Annotated in this window: 26 protein-coding genes; 17 read left to right on the top strand and 9 right to left on the bottom strand. The window is 69.1% G+C overall.

Annotated features, from left to right (window positions below):
• The first annotated feature begins 18 nt into the window (after positions 1-18).
• Both AC5LXK_RS25640 and AC5LXK_RS25635 read left to right on the top strand, forming a co-directional pair.
• Positions 19-444, top strand: a complete 426-nt coding sequence (locus AC5LXK_RS25640; RefSeq protein ID WP_493391477.1) for a helix-turn-helix domain-containing protein — start codon at positions 19-21, stop codon at positions 442-444.
• Positions 445-611: 167 nt separating this feature from the next.
• Complete coding sequence (locus AC5LXK_RS25635; RefSeq protein WP_493391476.1) at positions 612-1,334, top strand: hypothetical protein; 723 nt, start codon at positions 612-614, stop codon at positions 1,332-1,334.
• Between the two features lies 1 nt (position 1,335).
• Here the strand turns inward: AC5LXK_RS25635 and AC5LXK_RS25630 are convergent, their stop codons facing one another.
• The gene (locus AC5LXK_RS25630) at positions 1,336-2,217 is read right to left on the bottom strand and encodes a helix-hairpin-helix domain-containing protein (RefSeq protein WP_493391475.1); all 882 of its coding nucleotides are present in this window, start codon (positions 2,215-2,217) and stop codon (positions 1,336-1,338) included.
• Between the two features lie 180 nt (positions 2,218-2,397).
• The gene (locus AC5LXK_RS25625; protein ID WP_493391474.1) at positions 2,398-3,933 is read right to left on the bottom strand and encodes a sigma-70 family RNA polymerase sigma factor; all 1,536 of its coding nucleotides are present in this window, start codon (positions 3,931-3,933) and stop codon (positions 2,398-2,400) included.
• Between the two features lie 297 nt (positions 3,934-4,230).
• On the opposite strand from AC5LXK_RS25625, the gene AC5LXK_RS25620 reads away from it, so the two are divergent.
• Both AC5LXK_RS25620 and AC5LXK_RS25615 read left to right on the top strand, forming a co-directional pair.
• Positions 4,231-4,650, top strand: coding sequence for a hypothetical protein (locus tag AC5LXK_RS25620; RefSeq protein ID WP_493391473.1), 420 nt, complete (start codon positions 4,231-4,233; stop codon positions 4,648-4,650).
• A gap of 33 nt (positions 4,651-4,683) precedes the next feature.
• The gene (locus tag AC5LXK_RS25615; protein ID WP_493391472.1) at positions 4,684-5,469 is read left to right on the top strand and encodes an SH3 domain-containing protein; all 786 of its coding nucleotides are present in this window, start codon (positions 4,684-4,686) and stop codon (positions 5,467-5,469) included.
• A 125-nt stretch (positions 5,470-5,594) separates the two neighbouring features.
• Here AC5LXK_RS25615 and ilvD read toward each other — a convergent pair whose 3' ends face one another.
• The 5 genes from ilvD to AC5LXK_RS25590 all read right to left on the bottom strand — a co-directional run bounded on the left by ilvD (position 5,595) and on the right by AC5LXK_RS25590 (position 13,178).
• On the bottom strand, positions 5,595-7,454 hold the full coding sequence (gene ilvD / locus AC5LXK_RS25610; RefSeq protein ID WP_493391471.1) for a dihydroxy-acid dehydratase: 1,860 nt from the start codon (positions 7,452-7,454) through the stop codon (positions 5,595-5,597).
• 261 nt (positions 7,455-7,715) lie between these two features.
• A complete protein-coding gene (locus AC5LXK_RS25605; protein WP_493391470.1) occupies positions 7,716-8,738 on the bottom strand; it encodes an Ldh family oxidoreductase in 1,023 nt (340 codons plus the stop codon).
• A complete protein-coding gene (locus tag AC5LXK_RS25600; RefSeq protein WP_493391469.1) occupies positions 8,731-10,323 on the bottom strand; it encodes an aldehyde dehydrogenase (NADP(+)) in 1,593 nt (530 codons plus the stop codon). Before AC5LXK_RS25600 ends, AC5LXK_RS25605 begins: the two co-directional genes overlap by 8 nt.
• Positions 10,324-10,403: 80 nt before the next feature.
• Positions 10,404-12,029, bottom strand: a complete 1,626-nt coding sequence (locus AC5LXK_RS25595; RefSeq protein WP_493391468.1) for an APC family permease — start codon at positions 12,027-12,029, stop codon at positions 10,404-10,406.
• Positions 12,030-12,257: 228 nt separating this feature from the next.
• Positions 12,258-13,178: a dihydrodipicolinate synthase family protein gene (locus AC5LXK_RS25590; protein WP_077021013.1), complete on the bottom strand. Its 921-nt coding sequence runs from the start codon at positions 13,176-13,178 to the stop codon at positions 12,258-12,260.
• 251 nt (positions 13,179-13,429) lie between these two features.
• Here AC5LXK_RS25590 and AC5LXK_RS25585 point away from each other — a divergent pair, with 251 nt between their 5' ends.
• The 4 genes from AC5LXK_RS25585 to AC5LXK_RS25570 are packed head-to-tail and all read left to right on the top strand — an operon-like array spanning position 13,430 to position 16,981.
• Positions 13,430-14,362: a 4-hydroxyproline epimerase gene (locus tag AC5LXK_RS25585; protein ID WP_493394057.1), complete on the top strand. Its 933-nt coding sequence runs from the start codon at positions 13,430-13,432 to the stop codon at positions 14,360-14,362.
• Positions 14,359-15,486 (top strand): NAD(P)/FAD-dependent oxidoreductase, encoded by a 1,128-nt coding sequence (locus tag AC5LXK_RS25580; protein ID WP_493391467.1) that lies wholly within the window; start codon positions 14,359-14,361, stop codon positions 15,484-15,486. The genes AC5LXK_RS25585 and AC5LXK_RS25580 overlap by 4 nt, the downstream gene beginning before the upstream one ends.
• Positions 15,483-15,716 carry a 2Fe-2S iron-sulfur cluster-binding protein gene (locus AC5LXK_RS25575; RefSeq protein WP_012338331.1) on the top strand — a complete coding sequence of 78 codons (234 nt, stop codon included), beginning with the start codon at positions 15,483-15,485 and terminating at the stop codon, positions 15,714-15,716. The genes AC5LXK_RS25580 and AC5LXK_RS25575 overlap by 4 nt, the downstream gene beginning before the upstream one ends.
• Positions 15,713-16,981: an FAD-dependent oxidoreductase gene (locus tag AC5LXK_RS25570; RefSeq protein WP_493391466.1), complete on the top strand. Its 1,269-nt coding sequence runs from the start codon at positions 15,713-15,715 to the stop codon at positions 16,979-16,981. Before AC5LXK_RS25575 ends, AC5LXK_RS25570 begins: the two co-directional genes overlap by 4 nt.
• A 43-nt stretch (positions 16,982-17,024) precedes the next feature.
• On the opposite strand, the gene AC5LXK_RS25565 is transcribed toward AC5LXK_RS25570, so the two are convergent.
• Complete coding sequence (locus tag AC5LXK_RS25565) at positions 17,025-17,969, bottom strand: LysR substrate-binding domain-containing protein (protein ID WP_493391465.1); 945 nt, start codon at positions 17,967-17,969, stop codon at positions 17,025-17,027.
• Between the two features lie 168 nt (positions 17,970-18,137).
• Between AC5LXK_RS25565 and gtdA the strand changes: the two genes are divergently transcribed.
• The 8 genes from gtdA to AC5LXK_RS25525 all read left to right on the top strand — a co-directional run bounded on the left by gtdA (position 18,138) and on the right by AC5LXK_RS25525 (position 24,605).
• Positions 18,138-19,181 (top strand): gentisate 1,2-dioxygenase, encoded by a 1,044-nt coding sequence (gene gtdA, locus AC5LXK_RS25560; RefSeq protein WP_493391464.1) that lies wholly within the window; start codon positions 18,138-18,140, stop codon positions 19,179-19,181.
• A gap of 82 nt (positions 19,182-19,263) precedes the next feature.
• Positions 19,264-19,962 (top strand): fumarylacetoacetate hydrolase family protein, encoded by a 699-nt coding sequence (locus tag AC5LXK_RS25555; protein WP_493391463.1) that lies wholly within the window; start codon positions 19,264-19,266, stop codon positions 19,960-19,962.
• A gap of 24 nt (positions 19,963-19,986) precedes the next feature.
• Positions 19,987-20,628, top strand: a complete 642-nt coding sequence (maiA, locus tag AC5LXK_RS25550; RefSeq protein ID WP_493391462.1) for a maleylacetoacetate isomerase — start codon at positions 19,987-19,989, stop codon at positions 20,626-20,628.
• Between the two features lie 19 nt (positions 20,629-20,647).
• Positions 20,648-21,856: a 3-hydroxybenzoate 6-monooxygenase gene (locus tag AC5LXK_RS25545; RefSeq protein WP_493391461.1), complete on the top strand. Its 1,209-nt coding sequence runs from the start codon at positions 20,648-20,650 to the stop codon at positions 21,854-21,856.
• Positions 21,857-21,944: 88 nt separating this feature from the next.
• Positions 21,945-23,306 carry an MFS transporter gene (locus tag AC5LXK_RS25540; protein ID WP_493391460.1) on the top strand — a complete coding sequence of 454 codons (1,362 nt, stop codon included), beginning with the start codon at positions 21,945-21,947 and terminating at the stop codon, positions 23,304-23,306.
• 100 nt (positions 23,307-23,406) lie between these two features.
• Positions 23,407-23,757 (top strand): ArsR/SmtB family transcription factor, encoded by a 351-nt coding sequence (locus AC5LXK_RS25535; RefSeq protein WP_493391459.1) that lies wholly within the window; start codon positions 23,407-23,409, stop codon positions 23,755-23,757.
• Entirely contained in the window at positions 23,747-24,181 is a 435-nt protein-coding gene (locus AC5LXK_RS25530; protein ID WP_493391458.1) for a YeeE/YedE family protein, read from the top strand. Before AC5LXK_RS25535 ends, AC5LXK_RS25530 begins: the two co-directional genes overlap by 11 nt.
• A gap of 1 nt (position 24,182) precedes the next feature.
• Complete coding sequence (locus AC5LXK_RS25525; RefSeq protein WP_493391457.1) at positions 24,183-24,605, top strand: DUF6691 family protein; 423 nt, start codon at positions 24,183-24,185, stop codon at positions 24,603-24,605.
• 131 nt (positions 24,606-24,736) lie between these two features.
• On the opposite strand, the gene AC5LXK_RS25520 is transcribed toward AC5LXK_RS25525, so the two are convergent.
• A complete protein-coding gene (locus tag AC5LXK_RS25520; protein WP_493391456.1) occupies positions 24,737-25,087 on the bottom strand; it encodes a hypothetical protein in 351 nt (116 codons plus the stop codon).
• Positions 25,088-25,299: 212 nt separating this feature from the next.
• Here AC5LXK_RS25520 and AC5LXK_RS25515 point away from each other — a divergent pair, with 212 nt between their 5' ends.
• Positions 25,300-26,784 carry an aminotransferase-like domain-containing protein gene (locus AC5LXK_RS25515; protein ID WP_493391455.1) on the top strand — a complete coding sequence of 495 codons (1,485 nt, stop codon included), beginning with the start codon at positions 25,300-25,302 and terminating at the stop codon, positions 26,782-26,784.
• The last annotated feature ends 64 nt before the right edge of the window (positions 26,785-26,848 follow it).

Below are 26,848 nucleotides of genomic sequence, written 5' to 3'. Positions count from 1 at the left end.
GTTCACTTGAGGTCAAGCATGAGCCGACTCGACATTGCGGACGTGGCGCGGCGCTCGGGGTTGCCCGCGTCGACGCTGCGTTACTACGAGGAAAAAGGGCTGATCGTCCCGAACGGCCGACACGGGCTGCGGCGGCAATACGACGAGTCGGTGCTGGAGCGGCTGGCGTTGATCGCGCTCGGCCGCGAGGCCGGTTTCTCGCTCGACGACATCCTCGCGATGGTTGGCGCGGACGGCCGGCCTGCGATCGATCGCGCGAAGCTCGACGGCAAGGCCGATGAACTCGATCGCACGATCCGCCGGCTCGGCGCCGTGCGCGATGCGCTGCGGCATGCGGCCGTGTGCCCGGCGGCGAATCATCTCGAATGCCCGTCGTTCCAGAAGCTGCTGCGGATTGCCGCGCATCGTCACCCGGCGCGCCGCACGAAGGCGGAAGGCGCGTAGTCGACGAGCGGCCATCGGCGGGTTGGCGTGGCGGCTCGATGGCAGGGTGGTGCGTCGAGTCACGCGGTGCCGGACATCGCAAACAGGAACAACGGGGTTGCAGCGTGTGGATTTTGCTGGTGTTTCCTGCCGCGTATGCGGCATCGAGGGTCGCGCCGCATTACGGGGTGCTCGCCGGGCTCGCGACGGCGGCCGTCGCGATGGTGACGCCGCCCGTGCTGCTGGCGTGGGCAATGGCCTGGGTGAATCGGCGGCGCGGGGGCGTTCCGCCTGTCATGACCGCACCGCCTGTACAGGCCGATAGTCTGGAGGACAAACCGGCTGACGAGCCCGACGACGCACCTGACGTGCCGCTTCGATATGGCGAGCGTGCACGATTCAAGCAACTGGTGCTGATTGCCGACGCCGTGAGGTCCGACGTCACGCGCAGTTTCTACGACAAGGCGAAGCGGACGATCGAAGCGTACGTGGATGTCGAGACGGGGCGTGACGGTTCGGGGGCGGCGATGGTATCGGCGGCCGACCTGGCCCCCGAAGGGGTCTTGTCCGTCGCCCTGCCGGACGATGCGTTGACCGTGTTCGTGTCGAACGACGGCGCGTGGTCGGGGTTCCGCGTCGGTGACGACAGCTTCCGGTTCCGCCGGGGTGCCATCACGAGAGTGCGGCTCACGCAGGTGATTCCGGTTCGCTGGAAGGGCGGCTACATGGTGACGTTCTGGTTCGACGTACCGAACCGGGACAGCAAAGGCGATTACGGGTCGTTTTCGACCTGGTTCTATCTCGCGGCGGACTATTCCGGCCGCCGCACACGCACACTCACCCATGCATGTCGCGAGATCGCGTCGATGCTCGACGTCGCGTTCGACATCGACGAGACCGGCGACGACTGACTCATCCCGCGTAATACACGCGGCATTCCATCTCGCGCCCGCGCACGATGCGCTTGCCGACGAGCGAGCCGTACGTTTCGGTGAAGACGGTGCGCTGGTGTTCGCATTGCGCGGCGTCGTAGAAATAGAGCGACACCCAGTCCGTCGGGCGGCCGGCTTCCGGCGTGCGCATGGCGGCATGCTGGCTCAACACCGTGAAATGCCAGCCGCCCTTGGTCATGTGCATCACGGGTGGCGGGACGTAGCCGTCCGCGTTCAGGCGCCGGTGCGCGAGCGTCGGCAGCACGCCGGCGGCGGCCTTGTTGCGGTACTGGCGATCGATGTACAGCAGCAGTTCGACGGGCGGCTCCGTGCCGGGGCCGGCGTTTTGCATGTGACCCTGCCAGCGCCGGCGGCGGCTCAACACGTCGGCGAGCGCGGCGAGAATGCCGACCGCACGCCGCGGGCCGACGCCCGCGATCGTTTCGAGCTGGCCGTTGCGGGCCGCGCGTTCGAGCTCTTCGAGCGTGTCGATGTGCAGCGCGTCATGGATGCGCAGCGCGAGCGCGTGGCCGATGCCCGGTACCGCCTCGAATGCGGACACGCGTTCGGCATCGCCGCGCAGGCGGTCGAGCTGGCGCCAGCGTCCCGTCACCAGCAGCTCGGCGATCGCCTGCGCGACGCCCGCGCCGACGTCGGGCAGCGCGCCGAGCGCATCGACGCCGCCGGTTTCGAACACGGTGCGGATGTCGCGGTCGAGCGTGTCGACCGTATCGGCCGCCGCACGGTACACGGCGACCCGGTACGGGTTCGCGCCCTGGTCGACGAGCCACTGCGCGGCCTCGCGCAGGCAGGCCGCGATAGGCCGGTTTTCCTCGTGCGTTTGGCTGACGGTCGACTGCATGGCGAGGGACCCGGGGAAGCACAAACGGAATGGACGCGGCGAGCGATGCGCCGGTCGGCTTTCAACCATTGTCGCGACGCGCGATGAAGAAAATTTGATGCACGTCAATGGCAAACGTAGCACAGGCGCGAAGCGCACGGTCGTGCCGGAAGTGGCACGACCGTGCGGCGCGTGATGCGGTTACGCGTCGAGGAACGACTGCGCGTTCTCGGCCTCGGCGGTCGTGCGCAGCGCGGCGAGCGCCCGTTTCTCGATCTGCCGCACGCGCTCCCGCGACATCCCCGCATCCTGCGCGATCGCGTCGTAGGTGTCGGGCTCGGCGCCGCCGAGGCCGAACCGCCGGCGCAACACGTCGGCTTCGGCCGGCGTGACCGAGCGGAGCAGCGACCGGACGCACTCGCGCATGCGCGTGTCGGCCAGTTGCTCGAACGGGCTGGCCGACGCCTGATCCTCGATCAGATCCACGAGGCCGGTATCCGCGTCGGGCAGCGGCGTGTCGAGCGAAACCGGCTCGGCGGGCAGCGCGAGCACCGCGCGCAGCTTGTCCTCGTCGAGGTCGGTTTCGGCCGCGAGTTCGGCCGGCGTCGCCCGTCGGCCCGTGCGCTGGCGAAAGCGCAGCGCATGCCGTTGCACGCGCTGGTACTGGTCGCCGACGTGCACGGGCACGCGGATCGTGCGTGAGCGGTCCGCAACCGCCCGCGTGATCGCCTGCCGGATCCACCAGGTCGCATAGGTCGAGAACTTGAACCCGCGCCGGTATTCGAACTTCTCGATCGCGCGCATCAGGCCGAGGCTGCCGTCCTGCACGAGATCGGGCAGGTCGACCCCGCGGTTCATGTACTTGCGCGCGATCGACAGCACGAGCCGCAGGTTCGCTTCGAGCATCGCGCGCGTCGCGTCGCGCACTTTCTGCTGCCCGTCGTTCAGCGCCGCTGCGAGGGCCCGCCGTGCGACTGCGTCGAAGCACGCGGCTTCGTCCAATGCCGTGCCGCGCGGCGCCGCTGCGAGCGTACGCACGATACCGCTCGCATCGTCGACGGCCGGCGCGACCCACGCGAGCGAACCGAGCAGCGCGGTCATATGGTTGCGTGCGGCGCGGTATTCGTCCGAACGGACGCCATGCGCATGCAACGTGCCGCGCAGCGTCGACACGGCGGCCTGCAGCGCGTCGTAACCGGCGGGGGCGGGCGTACCTGTGTCGTCGTCATCGGACGATCCGGTTGCGCCGGTCGCCCCGGTTACGCGATGACGTTCGAGCAGCGCGTCGACCGCGGCCGGATAGCCTGCAATCGCGTGCAGCACCTGGTGGCGGCCCGTCTCGATCTCGCGGGCGAGCACGATTTCGCCTTCGCGCGTGAGCAGCGGCACGGCCTGCATGCGCCGCATGTAGAGCGCGAGCGGATCGGTCGACGCGCTCGTGCCGCGTGCCAGGTCGCCGAGCATTGCGCGGCCTTCGTCGAGCGCGTCGCGATCGACGTCGACAGGCGCCGCGCCGGCGAACGGCGCGGGCACGGCAGGCTCGTCGAGCACGGCGATGCCGATGTCGGCAAGCGCGGCGCGCACGACGTCGAGCGCGTCGGGGCTGTCGCTATCGGGCGGCAGCGCGTCGACGAGGTCGGCGTGCGTCAGATAACCCTGCTCGCCGGCGAGCGCCAGCAACTGGATGATCGGATCGAGCGGTGTGTCCGCCCGGGGAGTGGGGCGTGGCGTAGTCATGTCGATGGCGGCGCGAGCCGCGTTCCTGTCGGGGCGGGCCGAAGCTCGCCGGTTTCCGGCAGCCGGTAGTTCGCGAACGCCCGTCCGCGCCGGTCAGCCTGACATCGTTCAAGTTGAGGGCATTTGCGCCAACTTCAACGCAGGCGCCGCAGACGAGCCAGCACGCGGCGTGCCCGCGCGGCCGTCCGGCGCAGGAAACAAAAAGTAACCGATCATACGCGCGGAAATCTGCAGGGGACGTAAGCTAGAGTCAGGCGCGCGTCCGGCGGCGACGCGCGGATTCTGCCGGAGCACGAGATGAACCCGATTCCCGCCGCGAGGCCTGCCGTCATTGCGCTGGTCGCCCTGACGCTCGGTGGCTGCTACTACACGAGCCCGTACGGCTATGCGCCTTATTACGCGCCGGTGCCCGCCACGATGACGCAGCGCGACATCCCGACCGCACCCGTTGCACCCGGTCCGGCCCCTTCACCTGCGCCCGATGCACAGGCCGCCGTCGGTACGCCGGCGCCGGTGTATGTCGCTCCGGCCTATGTGCCGCCGCCGTATCCGTACTACCCGGCGTATTACCCGGGCTGGTACGGGCCGCCCGTCTCGATCGGTTTCTGGGGCGGCTGGGGCGGCGGATACTGGCGCGGCCGCGGCGGGTACTGGCGTCGTCCGTGGGGCGGCGGGCATTGGGGTGGCGGCCACTGGGGTGGCGGCCATCGGCACTGACCGGCGCGCGGCGGCACCGCGCGGGAGAGCATCATGAGGAACACGATCGTCCGAAGCCTGTGCATCGTCCTGGCCGGCCTCGCAGCCGCGCCGGGTATTGCCGATGCGCAGAGCAGCGCTTACACCAATTCGCCGGCCGAGCTCTATGCGGGGCCGGCGCCCGATTATCCGGTGGTCGCGCAGATCCCGCCCGACACCGCGCTGGACGTATTCGGCTGCCTGAGCGACTACTCTTGGTGCGACGTCGCGCTGCCGGGCGTGCGCGGCTGGATCGATGCGCAATTGCTCGAGTACCCGTACCAGGGCAGCTACGTGCCGTTGCTCGAATACGGCGCGATCATCGGCGTGCCGGTGACGGGGTTCGCGATCGCTGCGTACTGGGATCGCTATTACCGCAACCGGCCGTGGTATCACGACCGCGATCGCTGGGCGCATCGCCCAGAGCCTCGACTCGGCCCCGGAGGCCGGCCGCCGGGGCAGGGCCGGCCGCAACCGGGCGGGCCGATGCAGGTTGCACCGGGCGGCCCGCCGCCCGTGCATGACACGCGGCCGTCGGCTGCACGCGGGGGCTGGAACGGCGCGATCCGCACGCCGCCGCCGGCACCTGCGCCGATGCCGGGCGGTGCGCGTCCGGCCGGGCCGCCGCCTGCCGTGTTGCGTCCGCCGCCCGCGCCGGGCGGCGAGGTCCGTACGATGCCGCCGGCGGCGCGCCAGGGCGGGGGTGGCGGTTATACGCGGCCGCAAGGGGGCGGAAACGGTGGCGGTAGCCACGGCAGCGGCGGCGGGAGCGGTGGCGGCCCCGACGAACTTCGTCACTGACGGCGCCGGTGCCGCGGTTTCTCCCGGCACCGGACGAAAAAAAGCCGCTCCGGAGAGCGGCTTCCCGATCGGGCGCGTGCGCAGTGGCGTCGCCCGCGGTGCGGCCGTCGCCGGCCGCAGTCTCGTCAGTCGTCGAGCAGCGACAGGTCGCGAACGGCGCCCTTGTCGGCCGACATGACCAGCTTCGCGTATGCCTTCAGCGCGGCAGACACCTTGCGCGGACGCGGTTGCGCCGGCTTCCAGCCCTTTGCGTTCTGCTCTTCGCGGCGGCGCGCCAGTTCCTCGTCCGACACCAGCACGTCGATCGTGCGGTTCGGGATGTCGATGCGGATCTTGTCGCCGTCGCGCACGAGGCCGATTGCGCCGCCCGCCGCTGCTTCCGGCGAACAGTGGCCGATCGACAGGCCCGACGTGCCGCCCGAGAAGCGGCCGTCCGTCAGCAGCGCGCAGGCCTTGCCGAGCCCCTTCGACTTGATGTAGCTGGTCGGGTAGAGCATTTCCTGCATGCCCGGGCCACCCTTCGGGCCTTCGTAGCGCACGATCACCACGTCGCCGGCCTTGACCTTGTCGTTCAGGATGTTCTCGACCGCTTCGTCCTGCGATTCGGTCACGTGAGCCGAGCCTTCGAACACGAGGATGCTTTCGTCGACGCCGGCCGTCTTCACCACGCAGCCGTCGAGCGCGATGTTGCCCGTCAGCACCGCGAGGCCGCCTTCCTTCGAGAACGCATGCTCGTACGAGCGGATGCAGCCTTCGGCGCGGTCGAGGTCGAGGCTCGGCCAGCGGGTGTTCTGGCTGAACGCGACCTGCGTCGGGATGCCGGCGGGGCCGGCCATGTAGAACGTGCGGACCGCTTCGTCCTGGGTACGGACGATGTCCCACTGGTCGAGGGCGTCCTTCAGCGTCGGCGTGTGCACGGTCGGCACGTCGGTGTGCAGCTTGCCGGCGCGCTCGAGCTCGCCGAGGATCGCCATGATGCCGCCTGCGCGGTGCACGTCCTCGATGTGGTACTTGTTCGTGTTCGGCGCGACCTTGCACAGCTGCGGCACGGTGCGCGACAGGCGGTCGATGTCCTTCATCGTGAAGTCGATGCCGGCTTCCTGCGCGATCGCGAGCAGGTGCAGGATCGTGTTGGTCGAGCCGCCCATCGCGATGTCGAGCGTCATCGCGTTCTCGAACGCGGCGAAGCCGACCGAGCGCGGCAGCACGCGTTCGTCGTCCTGTTCGTAGTGCTGGCGCGTCAGTTCGACGATGCGGCGGCCGGCGCGCTTGAACAGCTGTTCGCGATCGGCGTGCGTCGCGACCACCGTGCCGTTGCCGGGCAGCGACAGGCCGAGCGCTTCGGTCAGGCAGTTCATCGAGTTCGCGGTGAACATGCCCGAGCACGAACCGCAGGTCGGGCAGGCCGAGCGCTCGACTTCGGCGACTTCGGCGTCCGAATACGACGGGTCGACCGCGATCACCATCGCGTCGACGAGGTCGAGCTTTTTCACCTCGATGGCCTTGGTGACCGGGTTCGCGAGGCGCGTCTTGCCGGCTTCCATCGGGCCGCCGGACACGAAGATCACCGGAATGTTGAGGCGCATCGCGGCCATCAGCATCCCCGGCGTGATCTTGTCGCAGTTCGAGATGCACACCATCGCGTCCGCGCAGTGCGCGTTCACCATGTATTCGACCGAATCGGCGATGATGTCGCGGCTCGGCAGCGAGTACAGCATGCCGTCGTGGCCCATCGCGATGCCGTCGTCGACCGCGATCGTGTTGAATTCCTTCGCGACGCCGCCGGCGGCTTCGATCTCGCGCGCGACCAGCTGGCCGAGATCCTTCAGGTGCACGTGCCCGGGCACGAACTGCGTGAACGAGTTGACGACCGCGATGATCGGCTTCGAGAAATCGTCGTCTTTCATGCCGGTGGCGCGCCACAGCGAGCGCGCACCTGCCATGTTGCGGCCGGCGGTGGAGGTTTTGGAACGGTAAGTGGGCATGGTGATTGCTGAAGAAATATCGCGGGAAAAGGGGTGGAGGCACGGGGAATAAAGGCCTCTCTCGCGCCCGTGCGAACAACCTCTTGAGCTGCGCCCTGGGCAAACCTGGCGATTATCCCACAGCCGCCGCGGGCGTGGCGCCCATGGCGCCCGCGACGGGCGCGGGCGGGGCGGCGGCGGGTACCCGCCCGGCCAGTGCGGGAGGCGGCCGGATCGCCTGTTCGTCGATGCCGCATGCCGCGCCGCCGCCTCGCCCGGGTGTCAGTCGAGCAGCGTCAGGATCTCGTCGTACAGGACTTTCGGAATCCGCACGCCGTGCGCGACGCTGCGCGCGCGGGCGTCGAAGCGCCGCCGGGACGGCAACCGCGCGCCCTGCGCGACGATCGATTCGAACATCCGTTCGCCGCGCGCGAGCCCCGCGTCGAGATCGTCGCCGAGGAACACCTTCGGGTCGAACGCGATCACGAGCTCGCCGTGGCACGGCGTCGCGCCGACCCCGTCGTCGAAGTCCATCGATTCCCGGCTCGTCATGTCGCCGATCAGCGCGCCGCCGAGCAGTTCGACCATCGCCGCGAGCGCCGAGCCCTTGTGGCCGCCGAACGTGCGCATCGCGCCCTGCAGCGCGGCCTTCGGGTCGGTGGTCGGCTGGCCGTCGGCGTCGATCGCCCAGTGCGACGGAATCGGCTTGCCTTGCTTCGCGTGCAGCTCGATGTCGCCGCGCGCGATCGCGCTCGTCGCGAAATCGAATACGAACGGTTCACCGCCCGGGCGCGGCCACGCGAATGCGATCGGGTTCGTGCCGAACACCGGTTCGCGGCCGCCTTCCGGCGCGACCCAGCTATGGCTCGGATTCATCGCGAGGCCGACCAGCCCTTCGGCCGCGATCGTCTCGACCTCGGGCCACAGCGCGGAGAAGTGGTAGCAGTGGTTGATCGTCATCGCGGCAATGCCGTGCTGCTTCGCCATCTCGACGAGTACGGGCAACCCCGTTTCGAAGCTCAGCAGCGAGAAGCCGCGATGCGCGTCGACCGCGACGATCGACGACGACAGGCGGCGCAGCGTCGGCACGGCTTGCGGATCGACCTTGCCTTTCTTCAGGGACCGCACGCAGACGAGCAGCCGGTACACGCCGTGCGAATGGCATTCGTCGCGCTGGCCCTGCGTGATCACGTTGGCGATGGCCCGCGCATGCGCGTCGGACATCCCGTTGTGCGTCAGCACACGCAACGCGAGCGCGTGGACTTCATCGAGCGACAGGACGATTTCGGCGGTTTGCTCAGACATGCTTCACCTCGCGCGGCGCGGGCACGCCGTCGATGCGTTGCGGCACGTTCAGCGGATTGCCGCTGCGGATCGCGTCCGGCAGCAGGGCGTCAGGAAGATCCTGGTACGACACGGGCCGCAGGAAGCGCTCGATCGCGCGCGCGCCGACGGACGTCGTGCGCGTGTCGGACGTCGCGGGGAACGGGCCGCCGTGCACCATCGCATGGCCGACCTCGACACCCGTGCCGAAGCCGTTGACGAGAATGCGGCCGGCCTTGCGTTCGAGCGTCGGGCGCAGCGCGGCGAACAGCGCCGCATCGCCGTCGGCGAGATGCGCGGCGATCGTCAGCTGGCCTTCGAGCGACTTCAGCACGCGATGCAGCGTGTCGGCGTCCGGGCAGCGGACGATCAGCGAAGCGGGGCCGAACACTTCGTCACGCAGTTCGGGGCGCGCGATGAACGCATCGGCGGACGTTGCGAACAGCGCTGCGCGGGCCTGAAGGCGGCCGCCTTCGGCACCTTCCGCCAGCAGCTCGACCGCATCGTGACCGCGCAGTGCCGCGACGCCTTGCGCATAGCTCGCGTGGATGGGCGGCGTCAGCATCGTCTGCGCGGCCGCCGCGCGCACGGCATCGGCTGCGGCAGCCTCGAACGCGCGCAGCGCGGGGCCGTCGACGGCGAGCACGAGGCCGGGGTTCGTGCAGAACTGGCCGGCGCCGAGCGTGAGCGACGCGACGAACTGCGGTGCGATCGCGTCATGGCGTGCATCGAGCGCGGCGGGACACAGCAGCACGGGATTGATCGAGCTCATTTCCGCATAGACGGAAATCGGCTCGGCCCGCGCGGCTGCGATATGCATCAGCGCGACACCGCCGCGGCGCGAGCCGGTGAAGCCGACGGCCTTGATGCGCGGATCGGCGACGAGCGCCTGGCCGATCTCGCGCGATGCGTCGAACAGCAGCGAGAACACGCCGGCCGGCATCCCGCATTCGCGGGCGGCCTGCTGGATCGCGCGGCCGACGAGTTCCGACGTGCCGGGATGCGCGGAATGCGCCTTGACGATTACCGGGCAGCCGGCTGCGAGCGCCGATGCCGTATCGCCGCCGGCGACCGAGAACGCGAGCGGGAAGTTCGACGCACCGAACACGGCGACGGGCCCGACCGCGACGTTGCGCAGCCGCAGGTCGACGCGCGGCAGCGGTTTGCGCTCGGGGCGCGCCGGATCGATGCGCGCGTCGAGAAAGCCGCCGTCGCGCACCAGCGACGCGAACAGCGCAAGCTGGCCGACCGTGCGGCCGCGCTCGCCTTCGACGCGGGCACGCGGCAGGCCGGTTTCGATCACGCAGCGCTCGATCAGGTCGTCGCCGAGCGCCATGATGTGCCGGCCGATCGCGTCGAGAAACGCGGCGCGGGCGTCGGGCGACGTTTCGCGATAGGTGTCGAACGCGTCGTCGGCGAGCGCGCAGGCCGTCTCGAGATCGTGCAGGCTTGCGCCGCCGAATGCGGGTTCGAGCGGTTCGCCGGTTGCGGCGGCGATCGCATGGAGGGTGCCGTTCTGTCCGGCGACAGCCGACTGGCCGATCAGGAGCTGACCTGTGAGTTGCATGGTTTTCCTCGGAAAAACAGGGGCCGGGCGTGGTGCGCCCGGCCGATGGAAAGGGGGAAAGGAAAAAGGGCGCGGGCGCGTCAGTCCTCGTCGTCGTCGAGCTGCAGCTTGTCGGCGCGCACGCCGGTATTGGCGCCCCAGTAGTAGATGACGAGCGCGACGGCCGCGACGACCACCGTGTCGTACGGATGCGCGAGCCGGCCGGTGCCGCCGAAGCCGCCGAAATACGACAGCACGATCATCGCGGCATAGAACGCGATCAGCCACGCGGACGAGCGCACCTGTTCGGCGAGGCTCAGGTGCGCGGTCGGCACCCAGCGGCGGCACGCGAGATAGATCACGAACATCACGATCTGCAGGCCGAGCAGCCAGGACACCGTGCTCCAGCCCGACCAGTAGACGATCAGCGCGGCGATCACGAACGATGCGGGCCCGGTGATGCCGAACGCGCTCGCGCGGAACGGCCGCGGCAGGTCGGGCGCGGTGCGGCGCAGCGCGGCGACCGACACCGGCGCGACCGCATAGCTCAGCACCAGCGCGGCCGACACGATGTTGATCAGCGCTTCCCACGACGGGAACGGCAGCGTCCAGAAAATCGCGAGGCCGAACGTGAGCCACAGGCCCGCGCGCGGAATGCCCGATGATTCGTCGACGCGCGTGAACACCTTGAAGAACGTGCCCGTCTTCGCCCAGCCGTAGACGACGCGCGGCGTCGCGTTCATGTAGATGTTGCCGCAGCCGCTCGGCGAGATCATCGCGTCGGCGACGACCATCACCGCAAGCCAGCCGACGCCGAGTGCGAGCGCGATGTCGCGGTACGGCAGCGAGAACGCCTTGCTCACGTCGTGCCAGCCGCCGGCGAGCATCGCCGTCGGGATGCTGCCGATGAACGCGAGCTGCAGCAACACGTAGATCAGCGTGGACAGCAGGATCGACAGGATCAGCGCGATCGGGATCGTGCGCTGCGGGTTGCGCACTTCGCTCGCGACCGACACGATCGGCGTGAGCCCGAGATACGCGAAGATGATGCCGCCGGCGGACACGGCCATCTCGATGCCCGGCGTGCCGAACGGCGCGAAGCCGTGCACCGTGAGGTTGGCGGGCTTGAAGAACGTGAACAGCACCGCGATCACCGACAGCGGCACGATGAACTTGAAGATGCTGATGATGTTGTTCGCCTTCGCGAACGTCTTCACGCTCGAATAGTTCAGGTAAAAGAAGAAGCAGAGCAGCGCGGCCTGCACGAGCCAGCCGAGCGTCGTCGGGTTGCTCGATCCTTCGACCGTCAGGCCCGGAAACCACGCGGCCGCATACTGGCGCGCGGCGACGACTTCGATCGCGATCAGGCTCGAAAAGGCGATCAGCGTGATGAAGCCCATCAGGTAGCCGAGCAGCGGGCCGTGCGAGAACACCGGATAGCGCACGACGCCGCCGGCGCGCGGCAGCGCGGCGCCGAGTTCGCAGTAGACGATGCCGAGCAGCAGCACCGCGAAGCCGCCGAGCAGCCACGAGAAGATGCCGGCCGGGCCCGCGATCGTCGATACGTGACTCGCGGCGAACAGCCACCCCGAACCGAAAATCGCGCCGAGACCGATGAACGTGAGATCGGTCAGCGACAGCTGTTTCTTGAACTTGCCGTGACCCGCGCCGGGGTGCGCGGAACGGGAAAGCGGGACAGACGGGTGAGCATTGCCTTGGCCTGGCATGGGCTTGTCTCCTGGGGGATGGTCGGTGCAGGCGCGAGCTGCGCGCGCTCGCACGGAGCAGCGCGCATGCCTGCCGGCCGGCGTCGCCCGGTTCGAACGACCGGGGCGGGCCGCGGGCCGTTCACGCTCGGCGCGGGCTGGCGCCGGGGCGAACGGGCCCGCAGGCCATGCCGGACCGGAGGCGGCGGCGTGCAGGGGGAAAGCCGCACGCCGCCGCAGGGGAGTCGGTCAGAGACCGACGTCGGGCAGTGCCGGGCGCGTTTCGAGCGCCTTCGCGACGATCGCCTTCACTTCCGCGAGCGTGTCGCCCTGCAGCGCGAGGCGCGGCGGGCGCGTGATCGCGCTGCCGCGGCCGACCAGCTCTTCGCACAGCTTGATGCACTGCACGAGGTCGGGGCGCGCATCGAGGTGAAGCAGCGGCATGAACCAGCGGTACAGCGCGAGCGCTTCGTCGAAACGCTTCTGCTTCGCGAGGCGGAACAGCGTCTCGCCTTCCTTCGGGAACGCGTTCGACATGCCCGACACCCAGCCTTCGGCGCCGACGGCGATGCTCTCGACCACGACGTCGTCGAGGCCCGCGAACAGCACGAAGCGATCGCCGACCGCGTTGCGCAGGTCGATGAAGCGGCGCGTATCGCCCGACGAATCCTTGAAGCAGACGATGTTCTCGCAATCCTGCAGCGCGATCAGCACGTCGGGCGTCACGTCGTTCTTGTAGATCGGCGGGTTGTTGTAGACCATCACGGGCAGGTCGGTGCTCGTCGCGACCGCGCGGAAGTGCGCGGCGGTTTCGTGCGGCTTCGCCGAGTAGACCAGCGCGGGCATCACCATCACGCCGTCGACGCCGACGCGCTGCGCTTCACGCACGGTGTTGCGCGCGAATTCGGTCGTGAATTCGGCGATGCCGGCGATCACCGGAATCTTGCCGGCGGCTGCGTCGCGTGCGGCCTCGATCACCTGGAGCTTCTCGCTCGTCGACAGCGACGTGTTTTCGCCGACCGTGCCGCAAACCACGAGGCCCGACACGCCGTCGTTCACCAGGTTCTTGACCACGCGGTGCGTGGCGTCGATGTCGAGGGAAAAGTCCGGCTTGAACTGGGTGCTGACGGCCGGGAAAACCCCGGTCCACTGAATGGCGTTTCGGCTCACTGAAATCTCCTACGTTTGTATCGGTCGGCCGACAGGTGTGTCGGTGTGGCAACCAGTATCGCCGCGCAAATGCCCATCACGCTTGAGTCGTATCGCGGAGCAAAATGACGAAATCGGCACAGCGGCCGGCAGGGGCGCGAAGGGCGCGTCGCACTATGCCGATTTCGTCGTCGTCCTCATCGAAAAGCCACAAGCGGACGGACGCGCGACGGAGGAAGCTATGCTCCTTTCCCCACTTCGGACGGCTCATGATGAAGCGCATCCAGATCATCGATTCGCACACGGGCGGCGAACCCACTCGGCTCGTCGTGTCCGGCTTTCCGTCGCTCGGCAGCGGCACGATGGCCGAGCGCCGCGACGTGCTCGCGCGCGAGCACGACCGTTACCGCACCGCATGCATCCTCGAGCCGCGCGGCAGCGACGTGCTGGTCGGCGCGCTGCTGTGCGAACCCGTGTCGCCCGATGCGGCGGCCGGCGTGATCTTCTTCAACAATAGCGGCTATCTCGGAATGTGCGGGCACGGCACGATCGGCGTCGTGCGCACGCTGCATCACATGGGGCGCATCGCGCCCGGCGTGCACCGGATCGAAACGCCGGTCGGCACCGTCGAGGCCACGCTGCACGACGACCTGTCGGTCAGCGTGCGCAACGTGCCCGCGTATCGCCACGCGAAGGGCGTCGCGCTCGACGTGCCGGGATACGGCCCCGTGAAGGGCGATATCGCGTGGGGCGGCAACTGGTTCTTCCTGATCAGCGACCACGGGCAGCGGGTTGCAGGCGACAACGTCGCGGCGCTGACCGCGTATGCGTCGGCCGTGCGCGAAGGGCTCGAACGCGCGGGCATCACCGGCGCGAACGGCGGCGAGATCGACCACATCGAGCTGTTCGCCGACGATCCCGGGCACGACAGCCGCAGCTTCGTGCTGTGCCCGGGCCTCGCCTACGACCGTTCGCCGTGCGGCACCGGCACGAGCGCGAAGCTCGCGTGTCTCGCGGCCGACGGCAAGCTCGCACCGGGCGCCGTGTGGCGGCAGGCAAGCGTGATCGGCAGCGTGTTCCATGCGCACTACGAAGCGGCCGACGGCGGCATCGTGCCGACGATTCGCGGCAGCGCACACCTGAGCGCGGAAGCGACGCTGCTGATCGAGGAAGACGATCCGTTCGGCTGGGGCATCGGGTCGTGAGCGACACGAAGACCGACGTCGTCGTGATCGGCGCCGGCATCGTCGGCGCGGCGTGCGCGCACGAACTCGCGCAGCGCGGGTTGCGCGTGCTCGTCGTCGACGACGCGAGCGGCGGCGCGACCGGCGCGGGGATGGGGCACCTCGTCGCGATGGACGACAACGCGGCCGAGCTTGCACTGAGCCATTATTCGATCGAACTGTGGCGCGCGTTGAGTCGCGAGATGCCGGAAGGCTGCGCGTACCGCAACTGCGGCACGCTGTGGCTCGCGGCCGATGCGCACGAAATGGATCTGGCACGCGCGAAGCAGGCTGCGCTCGCCGCGCACGGCGTGACCGGCGAGCTGATCGACGCGGCGGCGCTCGCGCAACTGGAGCCGATGCTGCGCACGGGGCTCGGCGGCGCACTGAAGATTCCGGGCGACGCGATTCTTTACGCGCCCGTCACCGCGAACTGGCTGTTAACGCGGTCCCAGCGCATCACGTTGCGCCGCGACCGTGCAGTCGCAGTCGATGGCCCGAGCGTGACGCTCGCGAGCGGCGACACGCTGCGCGCCGAGCGCGTGGTCGTCGCGAATGGCGTGGCGGCCCGCACGCTGCTGCCCGAACTGCCGCTGCGCCCGAAAAAGGGCCATCTACTGATTACCGACCGCTATCCGGGCCACGTGTCGCACCAGCTCGTCGAGCTTGGCTATGCGGCGAGTGCGCATGCGAGCGACGGCACGTCGGTTGCGTTCAACGTGCAGCCGCGGCCGACCGGCCAGTTGCTGATCGGCTCGTCGCGCCAGTTCGACACCGAAGATGCGTGCGTCGAGCCGCCCGTGCTCGCGCGCATGCTGCGCCGCGCGGTCGGCTACCTGCCGGAGCTGGCCGACCTGAACGGCATCCGCGCATGGACCGGATTCCGCTCCGCGAGCCCCGATGGCCTGCCGCTGCTCGGCGAGCACCCGGCGCGGCCGGGCGTGTGGCTTGCGGTCGGGCACGAAGGGCTCGGCGTGACGACCGCGCCGGGCAGCGCGCGGCTCGTCGCCGCGCTGATGGCCGGCGAGCGGCCGCCGATCGATATCGAACCGTATTTGCCGGGACGCTTCCTGACCGCGTCCCCCGTCGCCGGAGTGCTGACATGATCATTCATCTGGACGGCCGCGCGCTGACGGTGGCCGACGGCGCGACCGTCGCGGCCGCCGTCGCGGCGAGCGGCGACGACACGACACGCGTGTCGTGTACGGGCGCGGCGCGCGCGCCGTTTTGCGGAATGGGTATCTGCCAGGAATGCCGGATGACGATCGACGGCCGGCGCCGGCTGGCTTGCCAGACGCTGTGCCGCGACGGGATGCAGGTGGAGCGGACGCGATGAAACAGGAACGACTGAGTGTCGACGTCGCGATCGTCGGCGCAGGGCCGGCCGGGCTGTCGGCCGCACGGGCCGCCGCACAAGGCGGAGCGACGGTGGCGATCGTCGACGACAACCCGCGTGCGGGCGGCCAGATCTGGCGGCAATCCGCAGCGGCCACGCCGGTACCGGCCGCTGCCGAACGCCTCGCCGTGCTGCGGCAGCCGAACGTCACGCATCTTGCGGCGACGCGCATCGTCGCCGAAACGCAGCCGGGCACGCTGCTGCTCGAAGACGACGAGCGCGGGCTGCTGCTCGATTTCCGGACGCTGATTCTCTGCTGCGGCGCACGCGAGTTGCTGCTGCCGTTTCCGGGCTGGACGCTGCCCGGCGTCACCGGGGCGGGCGGCTTGCAGGCGCTGATCAAGTACGGCCTCGACGTGCGCGGGCAGCGCACGGTGATTGCAGGCAGCGGGCCGCTGCTGCTGGCAAGCGCGGCGACGGCCAGGCAGTCCGGCGCGCGCGTGTCGCACGTGCTCGAACAGGCCACGTGGGGCGACGTGGCCAGCTTCGGTGCCGGGCTGTGGCGCTGGCCGTCGAAGCTCGCGCAGGCCGCGAAGCTCGTTACGGCCGCTTACCGGCCCGATGCGCACGTCGTCGAGGCATTCGGCGACACGCGGCTCGAACGCGTGCGGATCCGCCAGGGCGATCGCGAGTTCGACGTCGACTGCGACCGGCTCGCATGCGGCTTCGGCCTCGTGCCGAACACGGTGCTGCCGAGCCATCTCGGCTGCCGGATCGAGAACGGCGCGGTGGCGGTCGATGTGCACCAGCGTACGAGCCGCGACGGGTATTTCGCGGCGGGCGAGTGCACGGGTGTCGGCGGCAGCGAACTGGCGATGGTCGAAGGCGAAATCGCCGGCTATGCCGCGACCGGGCAGACGGCACAACTGGCGGCGCTCATTGCGCGACGCGCGCACTGGCAGGCCTTCGCGGATGCCGTACGCGAGCGCTTCGCGATCCGGGAGCCGATCCGCCGGCTCGCGCGGCCCGATACGCTGCTGTGCCGTTGCGAGGACGTGCGTGTCGATGCGGTCGTACAAGAGCCCGGCTGGACGGCTGCGAAGCTGCAGTCGCGCTGCGGGATGGGGGCGTGCCAGGGCCGCGTATGCGGTGCGGCCGCGCAGGCGCTGTTCGGCTGGACGCCGCCCGTGCCGCGCACGCCGCTCGTGCCGGCGCGGGTCGGCACGCTGATGCTCGACGGCACGGCATCCTGCGACGGCGCGTGACGCGTCGGTGCAAAGCGGCCCGGTTTGCACCGGGCCGCGCCATTCATTCCACCTTCACTTTCTCCCAGCCGCCGGCTTGCGGCGCCGCACAGGCGCGCAGGCACTCGATCGTCGCGGCCACGGCCGCGCGGTTCGCGCCGTCGGGGTGCCAGTACATCGACACCGCGCCCTGGCCCTCGAGTTCCATCGGCAGGATGCGGATCGCGTTCAGTTGCGCGAAGCGCCGCGCGGCACGATGTGACGCAACGCCGAGCAGGTCGGTGTTGTTCAGCAGCGTGAGGTTGAGGATCGACGAATTCGATTCGACGCAGTGCGGCGGCTGTACGCGGCCGGCGGCCGTCAGCGCGGCCTCCAGCGCGTTGTGCACGGGCGTGCCCGCCGGCCACACGATCCACGGGTAGGCGAGCACGTCGTCCCAGCCGACCGACGTCGCGGCGGCGAGTGCGTGGTCGGGCCGCGCCACGAACACGACCGGATCGACATACAGCGCTTCGGCATGCAGCAACGGATCGACGGACGTCGATCCCGAGCGGCCCACGACGATATCCAGTTCGCTGCGCGCGAGCTGCGGCATCAACTGGTTCATCGTGCTTTCGGTCAGCCGCACCTGCGCGCGCGGCATCCGTTTCAGCAACTGCGACACCGCGAACGGCACCGTGTCGGCCGCCGCGACGCCCGACGTGCCGATCGTCACGAGGCCGCTGCCGCCTTCGCGCAACGCGGCCATGTCGTCGCGCGCGATGTCGAGCTGCGCCTCCACGCGGCGCGCGTGCTCGATCAGCGCTTCGCCGTAGGACGTCGGCCGCAGGCCGCGCGCGTGCCGCTCGAACAACGGCAACCCGACATCCTCTTCCAGTTCCTTCAGCCATTTCGACAGCGCCGGCTGCGTGGTCGCGAGCGCCACCGCCGACTGGCTCAGGTTGCCGGTGCCGGCAAGGCTCAACAGTACCTGCAGATGCCGCAGCCGCAGCCGGTGGGTCCAGTCCATCGCATGCCTCGTCGCGTGAAGGTATATCCAGAAATATATGGATCAGATGATTTGATCATTTTACCGGGTATGCCTGGGTCGAATATAAATCAGCTGACGGACTGCAGCACGGTCCCCGACCCGACAGACACGGCACCGACACCGATCGGCCGCCTCGAAGGAGACGACATGACGACTCATCCGGACGCGACGCGCGCCGCCTACTACGCACGGATCGCCGAGCAGCGCCTCGCGCCGCTGTGGGAATCGCTGCACAACCTCGTGCCGAAATCGCCGCAGCCGGCCGCGCAGGCCGCGATCTGGAAGTATGCGCAGGTGCGCGACCTCGTGATGCAGGCCGGCCGCGTGATCAGTGCGGAAGAGGCCGTGCGCCGCGTGCTGGTGCTGGAGAACCCGGGGCTGCCCGGCAAGTCGAGCATGACGCCGAGCCTGTACGCGGGGCTGCAGCTGATCCTGCCGGGCGAGATCGCACCGAGCCACCGTCATACGCAGTCGGCGCTGCGCTTCATCGTCGAAGGGCGCGGCGCGTGGACGGCTGTGAACGGCGAGCGCACGACGATGCATCCGGGCGACTTCATCATCACGCCGTCGTGGGCGTGGCACGACCACGGCAACCCGTCGGTTGAGGAGGGCGGCGAGCCGGTCGTGTGGCTCGACGGGCTCGACATTCCGCTCGTCGCGAGCCTCGACGCCGGTTTCGCGGAGAACTACCCGGAAGCCGTGCAGCCCGTGAGTCGCCCGGAAGGCGACAGCCTCGCGCGCTTCGGGCACAACATGGTGCCGGTGCGGCACCGCGTGAGCGACCCGACGTCGCCGGTGTTCAGCTACCCGTATGCGCGTACCCGCGACGCGCTGGATGCGCTGTACCGGAACGGCGAGCTCGACGCATGGGACGGCGTGAAGTTGCGCTACGTGAACCCCGCGACAGGCGGCTGGCCGATGCCGACCATCGCGACCTTCATGCAGTTCCTGCCCGCCGGGTTCGACGGCCGCACGTACCGCAGCACCGACGCGACGATCTATTGCGTCGTCGAAGGCAGCGGTACCGCTCATATCGGCGACAACGCGTTCGCGTTCGAGCCGCACGACATCTTCGTCGCGCCGTCGTGGGCGCCGGTGCGGCTGTCGGCATCGTCCGACAGCGTGCTGTTCAGCTATTCCGACCGGCCCGTGCTGTCCGCGCTGAACCTGCTGCGCGAAGCGCGCGACTGACGCCGGCGCTTTCCACTATCCGTTTTCCGTGCGCCGCGGTCGCGGCGCGCCCCTTTCATTCATGCCTACGCTGGAGCCGTTCATGACTTTCGTATTCCCGCCCGAAGCGCCCGTGGCGCTGCCCGTCGCCGGCAGCGACGCCCGATTTGCGGTACGCCGCGTCTATTGCGTCGGCCGCAACTACGCGGCCCATGCGCGCGAAATGGGCTTCGATCCCGAGCGCGAGCCGCCGTTCTTCTTCTGCAAGCCGGCCGATTCGATCGTGCCGGTCGCGTACGGCGAAACGCTCGACCTCGCGTACCCGTCGCAGACGCAGAACTACCACTACGAAGCCGAACTCGTCGCGGTGATCGGCAAGGGCGGCTCGGACATCCCGCTCGAGCGTGCGCTCGAACACGTGTGGGGCTATGCGGTCGGTCTCGACATGACGCGCCGCGACCTGCAGATGAAGATGCGCGAGATGGGCCGGCCGTGGGAAATCGGCAAGGCGTTCGACCGTTCGGCGCCCGTCGGCCCCGTGCACCCGGCGAGCGACGTCGGTCATTTCGAGCAGGGCGGCCTGTGGCTGACCGTCAACGACACGACGAAGCAGAAGAGCGACGTGTCGCACCTGATCTGGTCGGTTGCGGAGACGGTGGCCGACCTGTCGAAGTTCTTCCGCCTCGAACCGGGCGACGTGATCTTCACGGGCACGCCCGAAGGGGTCGGCGCGGTGGTCGCGGGCGACGTGATGAAGGTGGGCGTCGAGCGTCTCGGCGAACTGGCCGTACGCGTGGTCTGACGCATCTCCCCGAAAGGTCACATCGTGCAACTGCATAGCTTCTTCAACAGTTCGACGTCCTACCGGGTGCGCATTGCGCTCGCGCTGAAAGGGCTGCCGTACGACACGCTGCCCGTGAATATCCGCACCGGAGAGCATCGCGACGCCGCTTACGTCGCGCAGGTGAACCCGTCGGCCGCGGTGCCGGCGCTGGTCGACGGCGATTTCCGTCTCGGCCAGTCGCTCGCGATCCTCGACTACCTCGACCAGATCCAGCCCGAGCCTCGGCTGATTCCGCTCGAGCCGCGCCGCCGGGCGCGCGTGCTGGAACTGGCCACATTGATCGCGTGCGACATCCATCCGGTCAACAACCTGCGCGTGCTGCGCTATCTCGACAGCGAGCTGAAGGTCACGCCGCAGCAGAAGACCGCGTGGTACCGGCACTGGATCGCGGAAGGGATGGCCGGCGTCGAGCGGCTGCTCGCCCGCGCGGACGAGGGCCCGTGGTGCTTCGGCGATACGCCGACGCTCGCCGACGTGTGTCTCGTGCCGCAGGTCGTGAACGCATTGCGGATGGATTGCGACCTGAGCGCGTATCCGCGCAGCCTCGCGGTGGTCGAGCACGCGCGGCGCGAGCCGGCTTTCGAGGCCGCGCAACCGCAGCGGCAACCGGACTACGTCGCATAACACGAAGCAGGAGACAGACATGGGCGAGACACACAACAACGGCCGGCGCGTACTCGTGATCGGCGGCGGCATAGGCGGGCTGGCGGCGGCGCTGGCGCTCGCGCGTCAGGGCATCCGCGTGAAGCTGCTCGAACAGGCCGAGCAGATCGGCGAGATCGGCGCGGGGATCCAGCTCGCGGCGAATGCGTTCAACGCGCTCGACGCGCTGGGTGTCGGCGAGGCGGCGCGCGGCCGCGCGGTGTTCACCGACTGGCTGCAACTGATGGATGCGATCGATGCACGCGAGGTCGCGCGCATCGATACGGGCGCCGCGTATCGGGAGCGCTTCGGCAACCCGTACGCGGTGATCCATCGCGCGGACATTCACCTGTCGATCTACGAGGCGGTCAAGGATCACCCGTTGATCGAATTCCGGACGAGCACGCAGGTGTGCGGCTTCGAGCAGGACGGCAACGGCGTGACCGTGATCGACCAGCACGGCGAACGCTATCGCGCCGACGCTGTGATCGGCTGCGACGGCGTGAAATCCGCGATTCGCCAGGCGCTGATCGGCGATGCGCATCGCGTGACGGGCCACGTCGTGTATCGCGCGGTGGTCGACGTCGACGACATGCCGAAGGATCTGCAGATCAATGCGCCGGTGGTGTGGGCCGGCCCGCATTGCCATCTCGTTCACTATCCGCTGCGCGGCGGGCAGCAGTACAACCTCGTTGTCACGTTCCACAGCCGCGAGCAGGAGACCTGGGGCGTGCGCGAGGGCAGCAAGGCGGAAGTGCTGTCGTACTTCGACGGCATTCATCCGCTGCCGAAGCAGATGCTCGACCGGCCGACGTCGTGGAAGCGCTGGGCGACCGCCGACCGCGATCCGGTCGAACGCTGGAGCGTGGGCCGCGCGACGGTGCTCGGCGATGCCGCGCATCCGATGACGCAATATATCGCGCAGGGTGCATGCCAGGCGCTCGAGGACGCGGTGACGCTCGGTGCGGCCGTTGCACGGACCGACGGCGATTTCGAGGCTGCGTTTGCGCTGTACGAACGCGTACGGATTCCGCGGACTGCACGTGTGCTGTATTCGGCGCGCGAAATGGGGCGGATCTATCACGCGAAAGGCGTCGAGCGGCAGGTGCGCAACGGGCTCTGGGTCGGCCGCACGCAAGCGCAGTTCTACGACGCGCTCGACTGGCTGCACGGCTGGCGCGCGGAAGATTGCCTGAAGACGGGTGCATAGCGCACACGCTCAGCCCGATTCCGGCGCCGCGCATGCCAACGACACACGACATACGACGCGCGGCGCCTTCCCTGGAGGAGACACCATCATGGCCGATACGCTGTCCATCGACGTCAGCGAATGGATCGACCGGCATCGCGTAGCGCCGTTTCAGGCCGCGATCGTCGTTCTGTGCTTTCTGATCGTGGCGATCGACGGATTCGATACCGCATCGATCGGTTTCATCGCCCCCGTCATCCGCGCGGAATGGGGCCTGTCGCCCGCGCAACTCGCGCCGGTGTTCGGCGCCGGGCTCGCGGGACTGATGGCCGGCGCGCTCGTGTTCGGGCCGTTCGGCGACCGGTTCGGCCGCAAGCGGCTGCTGCTCGCGTGCGTCGCGTGCTTCGGCATCGCGAGTGCGGCTTCGGCGAGCGCGGGCGGCCTGACCGAGCTGATCGTGTGGCGCTTCGTGACCGGGCTCGGTCTCGGCGGCGCGATGCCGAATGCGATCACGCTGACATCCGAATATTGTCCGGCGCGCCGCCGCTCGCTGCTCGTGACGACGATGTTCTGCGGTTTCACGATCGGGTCCGCGCTCGGCGGGCTCGCGGCCGCGTCGCTGATCGAACACCACGGCTGGCGCGCGGTGCTCGTCGTCGGCGGCGCCGCGCCGTTGCTGCTCCTGCCGGTGCTCGCATGGCGGCTGCCGGAATCGGTGCGCTACCTCGTCAACCAGAGCGCGCCTTCCGCGCGGATCGCGGCGATGCTCGGCCGCATCGCGCCGGATCCGCACCTCGCGCACGCATCGTTCGTTGCGTCGGGCGGCAAGCCGGCCGGGTCGCCGCTCGGCCGACTGTTTCGCACCGATCTGCTGCGCGGCACGCTGCTGCTGTGGCTCACGTTCTTCATGAGCCTGCTCGTCATCTATCTGCTGTCGAGCTGGCTGCCGACGCTGCTGCGCACGACCGGTGCGACGCTGCAGACGGCCGCGCGCGTGACCGCGATGTTCCAGGTCGGCGGCACGCTCGGCGCGATCGTGCTCGGCTGGCTGATGGACCGCTTCGATCCGCATCGCGTGCTGGCCTGCAGCTATGCGGCGGCCGGCGTATTCGTCGCGGCGATCGGCGTGTTTGCCGCGACGCCCTGGGGAGCCGCGCTCGCGGTGTTCGCGGCCGGTTTCTGCGTGTCGGGTTCGCAGGTCGGCGCGAACGCACTGTCGGCGGCGTTCTATCCGACCGAGTGCCGGACGACCGGTGTGAGCTGGGCGAACGGCATCGGCCGCGGCGGATCGGTCGTCGGATCGATGGCGGGCGGGGCGATGCTGGCGATGGGCGTGCCGCTGACGACCGCGTTTGCCGTCGTCGCAGCGCCGTGCGTGATCGCCTCGATCGCCGTGCTGGCGCTCGGCATGGTGCGCGCCGATGCGGCACGGGCATCGGGCGTCGACGCGATCGCGGGCGAGCAGGCCTGAGCGAAGAGGGGGCAGGGCCGGGTTGCCGGAGAATCAGCGGCAGGATGCTATATTATATAAATTGATATAATATAAAATCTTTAATTGATGTTCTGCCCCGATGAACGACGCTCTTCCAGCCGGGCTGCCCAGGCCCGATCAGATGCGCGCTGCCGCCGAATCGGCGTGCGCGCTCCTCAAGGTGCTGTCGAATCCTGACCGGCTGCTGCTGCTGTGCGAACTGTCGCAGGGCGAGCGTTGCGTCAGCGATCTCGAAACGCGGCTGGACATTCGCCAGCCCACGCTGTCGCAACAGCTCGGCGTGTTGCGGGACAACGCGCTGGTCCGTACGCGCCGCGAAGGCAAGGCCATCCACTATTCACTCGACAGTCCGGCCGTGATCGCGGTGATGGGCGTGCTGTACGAACAGTTCTGCGGCGCGGCCGAGAGGGAGGTGCGCAATGCAGGTTGATGCGCTTCATTTCACGCCGTGGCTGTCGCTGGCCGGCGGCGTGCTGATCGGGCTCGCGGCGGCATGGCTCGTCGCGTTCAACGGCCGGATTGCCGGCATCAGCGGCATCGTCGGTGGCCTGCTGACGGCGGGGGGCGGAGAGCGTGGCTGGCGCGCGGCATTCATCGCCGGGATGATCGCCGCGCCGCTGGCGATGCGTGTCGCCGGGACCAGCCTGATGCCGCAGGTCGACGCAAGCTGGCTTGAACTGCTGGCGGCCGGGCTGCTGGTCGGGATCGGCACGCGGTACGCGGGCGGCTGCACGAGCGGTCACGGCGTATGCGGGATGTCGCGCGGTGCGTTGCGGTCGGTGGTCGCGACGGCAACCTTCATGGTCGCGGGTTTCGTGACCGTCTTCGTGCGGCTGCACGTGTCGGGAGGCTGACATGCAGGCTGGATTCGCGTTTCTGGCGGGGCTGCTGTTCGGCGTCGGCCTCATCGTGTCGGGCATGGCCAATCCGCAGAAGGTGCTCGGTTTTCTCGACCTGGCCGGCCGCTGGGATCCGTCGCTCGCGTTCGTGATGGCCGGAGCGACAGGCGTGGCCGCGCTCGCGTTCGCTTGGGCGAAGCGCCGGACACGGTCGTGGCTTGGCCTGCCGATCCGGTTGCCGGCGTTGCGGGCGATTACCGTGCGCCTGGTTGCCGGCAGTGCGGTGTTTGGCATCGGCTGGGGGATGGCCGGGTTCTGCCCGGGGCCCGCGATCGTGTCGATCGGCTTCGGTTCGATCAAGGGAATCGGGTTCGTCGTTGCGATGCTGGCCGGGATGACGGTATTCGAGTGGATCGAGCGACGGCGGAATGCGCGGTGAGGCGGTGGCTGCCGCCGCAACGCCCGGCAGGCTGCGGGCGATGCGGACGCGCTGGACGACGGTGGTGTTCGCCGTGCATTCGCCGGGCGCTGTGTGCATGACGTGACTGCGCGGGGCGGCGGGTCGCGCGGTCAGGAATGCTCGCGCACATGGTGGACTCCACGCAGTCGCCCGGACAGCCGGCGCAGGATGCCGCGCCATGCCGCGAGCATGCGTTGCCGGCCCGCAGGCTCGACGATCGCCGTACTGACCGCGCCGGCGGCGCCGGCCGACAACGCCGCGTGACCGGCCGTCTCGAATGTCAGGCATTCGCCTTCGTCGAGTTCGCGACGAATGTACTGCGGCGCTTCGGGCAACCAGTCGAGCCCGCCGTGACGCAGCGTGACCGCGAGCGCGCCGTCCAGCACGATCACCTGGCTGCCCTTGTCGAACCACGCAAAGTGGCTTTGCCCGGCGTCGAGCCGGATGTGTTGCGTCCGCATGGCGATTCCTTTTCCCGGTTGCACGGGTTGCGCAGCCTCGCGACGGCGGGGCAATGGCGTGCAATCAGGTTAGGGAAACGGGCTCGGGCACGACAGATTCAGGGGACGGGAATCTGTTGCGGTGCAGGCGACGATTTCTGATCGCTGTATCGGTGGGTTTTCCCCGAATCTGTATCTGGCGGGGCGTTAGGCGCGCGGGCACGATCGTCCGCATGACGCCTTTCGCCGACGCATCCCGCACGCCTTTGCCGATGGACGGCGAACCGCTTTACGAACGACTCGCCGAACATTACCGCCGCATCATCGCGGCCGGCACGTTGTCGCCCGGCGACCGGATGCCGTCGGTCCGCGCGCTCATGGCACAGCACGGCGTGAGCCTGTCGACCGCGATTCAGGCGTTTCGCCGGCTCGAGGATACGGGCTGGTGCGAGGCGAAGCCTCGTTCCGGTTACTTCGTGCGCCGCCGCGCGGCAGCCGCGCTCGAAACGCTGCCGGAAAGCAACGGGCCGCCGCTGAGCATCGAGCCGCCGTTCGCGGGGCTGCACGAACGTGTGTCGCGCGTGATCGACCGCGCGAATGCGGTACCCGATGCGTTGAATCTCGGCGGCGCGTCCGCGCTCGCCACGCTGTATCCGGCCGAGCGCCTGCAGGCGCTGGCGATCCGGCTGCTGCGGCGCAAGCCCACATTGCTGACCGATGCAGGGCCCGTCGGCGGTTCGCCCGAATTCCGGCAGACGATGGCCAGGCGCGCGCTGTCGTACGGCGTGACGCTGGGCCCGGACGACGTGATGTCGACGAGCGGTGGCGTCGATGCGGTGAATCTCGCGCTGCGCGCGGTGGCGCGCCCCGGCGACACGATCGCGATCGAATCTCCGGCCTTCTTCGGCCTGATCCAGTTGCTCGAAAGCCTTGGCCTGCGCGCCCTCGAAATCCCGGCGAGCCCGACCGCCGGCCTGTCGATCGAGGCGCTCGAAGTGGCACTTACCGCGTATCCGGACATTCGGGCGGTGGTGGTCGTGCCGAACCTGCAGAACCCGCTCGGCTGCGTGATGCCCGATGAGCGCAAGGCCGCGCTCGTCGCGCTGTGTTCGCGGCACGGCGTGGCCGTGATCGAAGACGAGCCCTATCGCGAGCTCGTCGAGGCACCGCAGGCGGTCAAGCCGGTCAAGGCATGGGACCGTGACGGGACGGTGATCTACTGCCCGTCGTTCAACAAGGTGCTGGCCCCGGGGATGCGGCTTGGCTGGATGAGTGCGGGCCGCTGGCATGCGCGTGTGAAGATGCTGAAGTTCGCGCATAGCCGGCACAACGCCGCATTGCTGCAGGCCGTTGCGGCCGAATTCGTCGGCTCGGGCGCGTTCGACCGCCACCTGCACCGGTTCCGCGAGCAATTGCGCGTGCAGCGCGACGTGACGATCGACGCAATTGCGCGGCATTTCCCGGCTGGCACGCGGATGAACCGGCCGCCGGGCGGGATGCTGCTGTGGATCGCATTGCCGGACGGCGTGCGCTCCGATGCACTGTTCGACGCCGCACTGGCGCACGGGATCAGGATCGCGCCCGGTTCGATCTTCTCGAACTCCGACCGCTTCGACGGCTATATCCGGCTCGCTTGCACACGCGTGTTCGATGCGGTGCACGAAGCGGCATTCGAAACGCTCGGCCGCCTCGTACGGGAAGCCGCGGCGGCTGCGTGAGCGCGACGGCGACCGGCCGGGCTTGCGAATACGCGAGCGCCCCGTCTTGCCAGGGCACCGATGC

This window comes from Burkholderia pulmonis, assembly GCF_984667975.1.
Note: the sequence above shows the minus strand (reverse complement) of the source record. Positions and strands in the feature narration are given on the sequence as shown.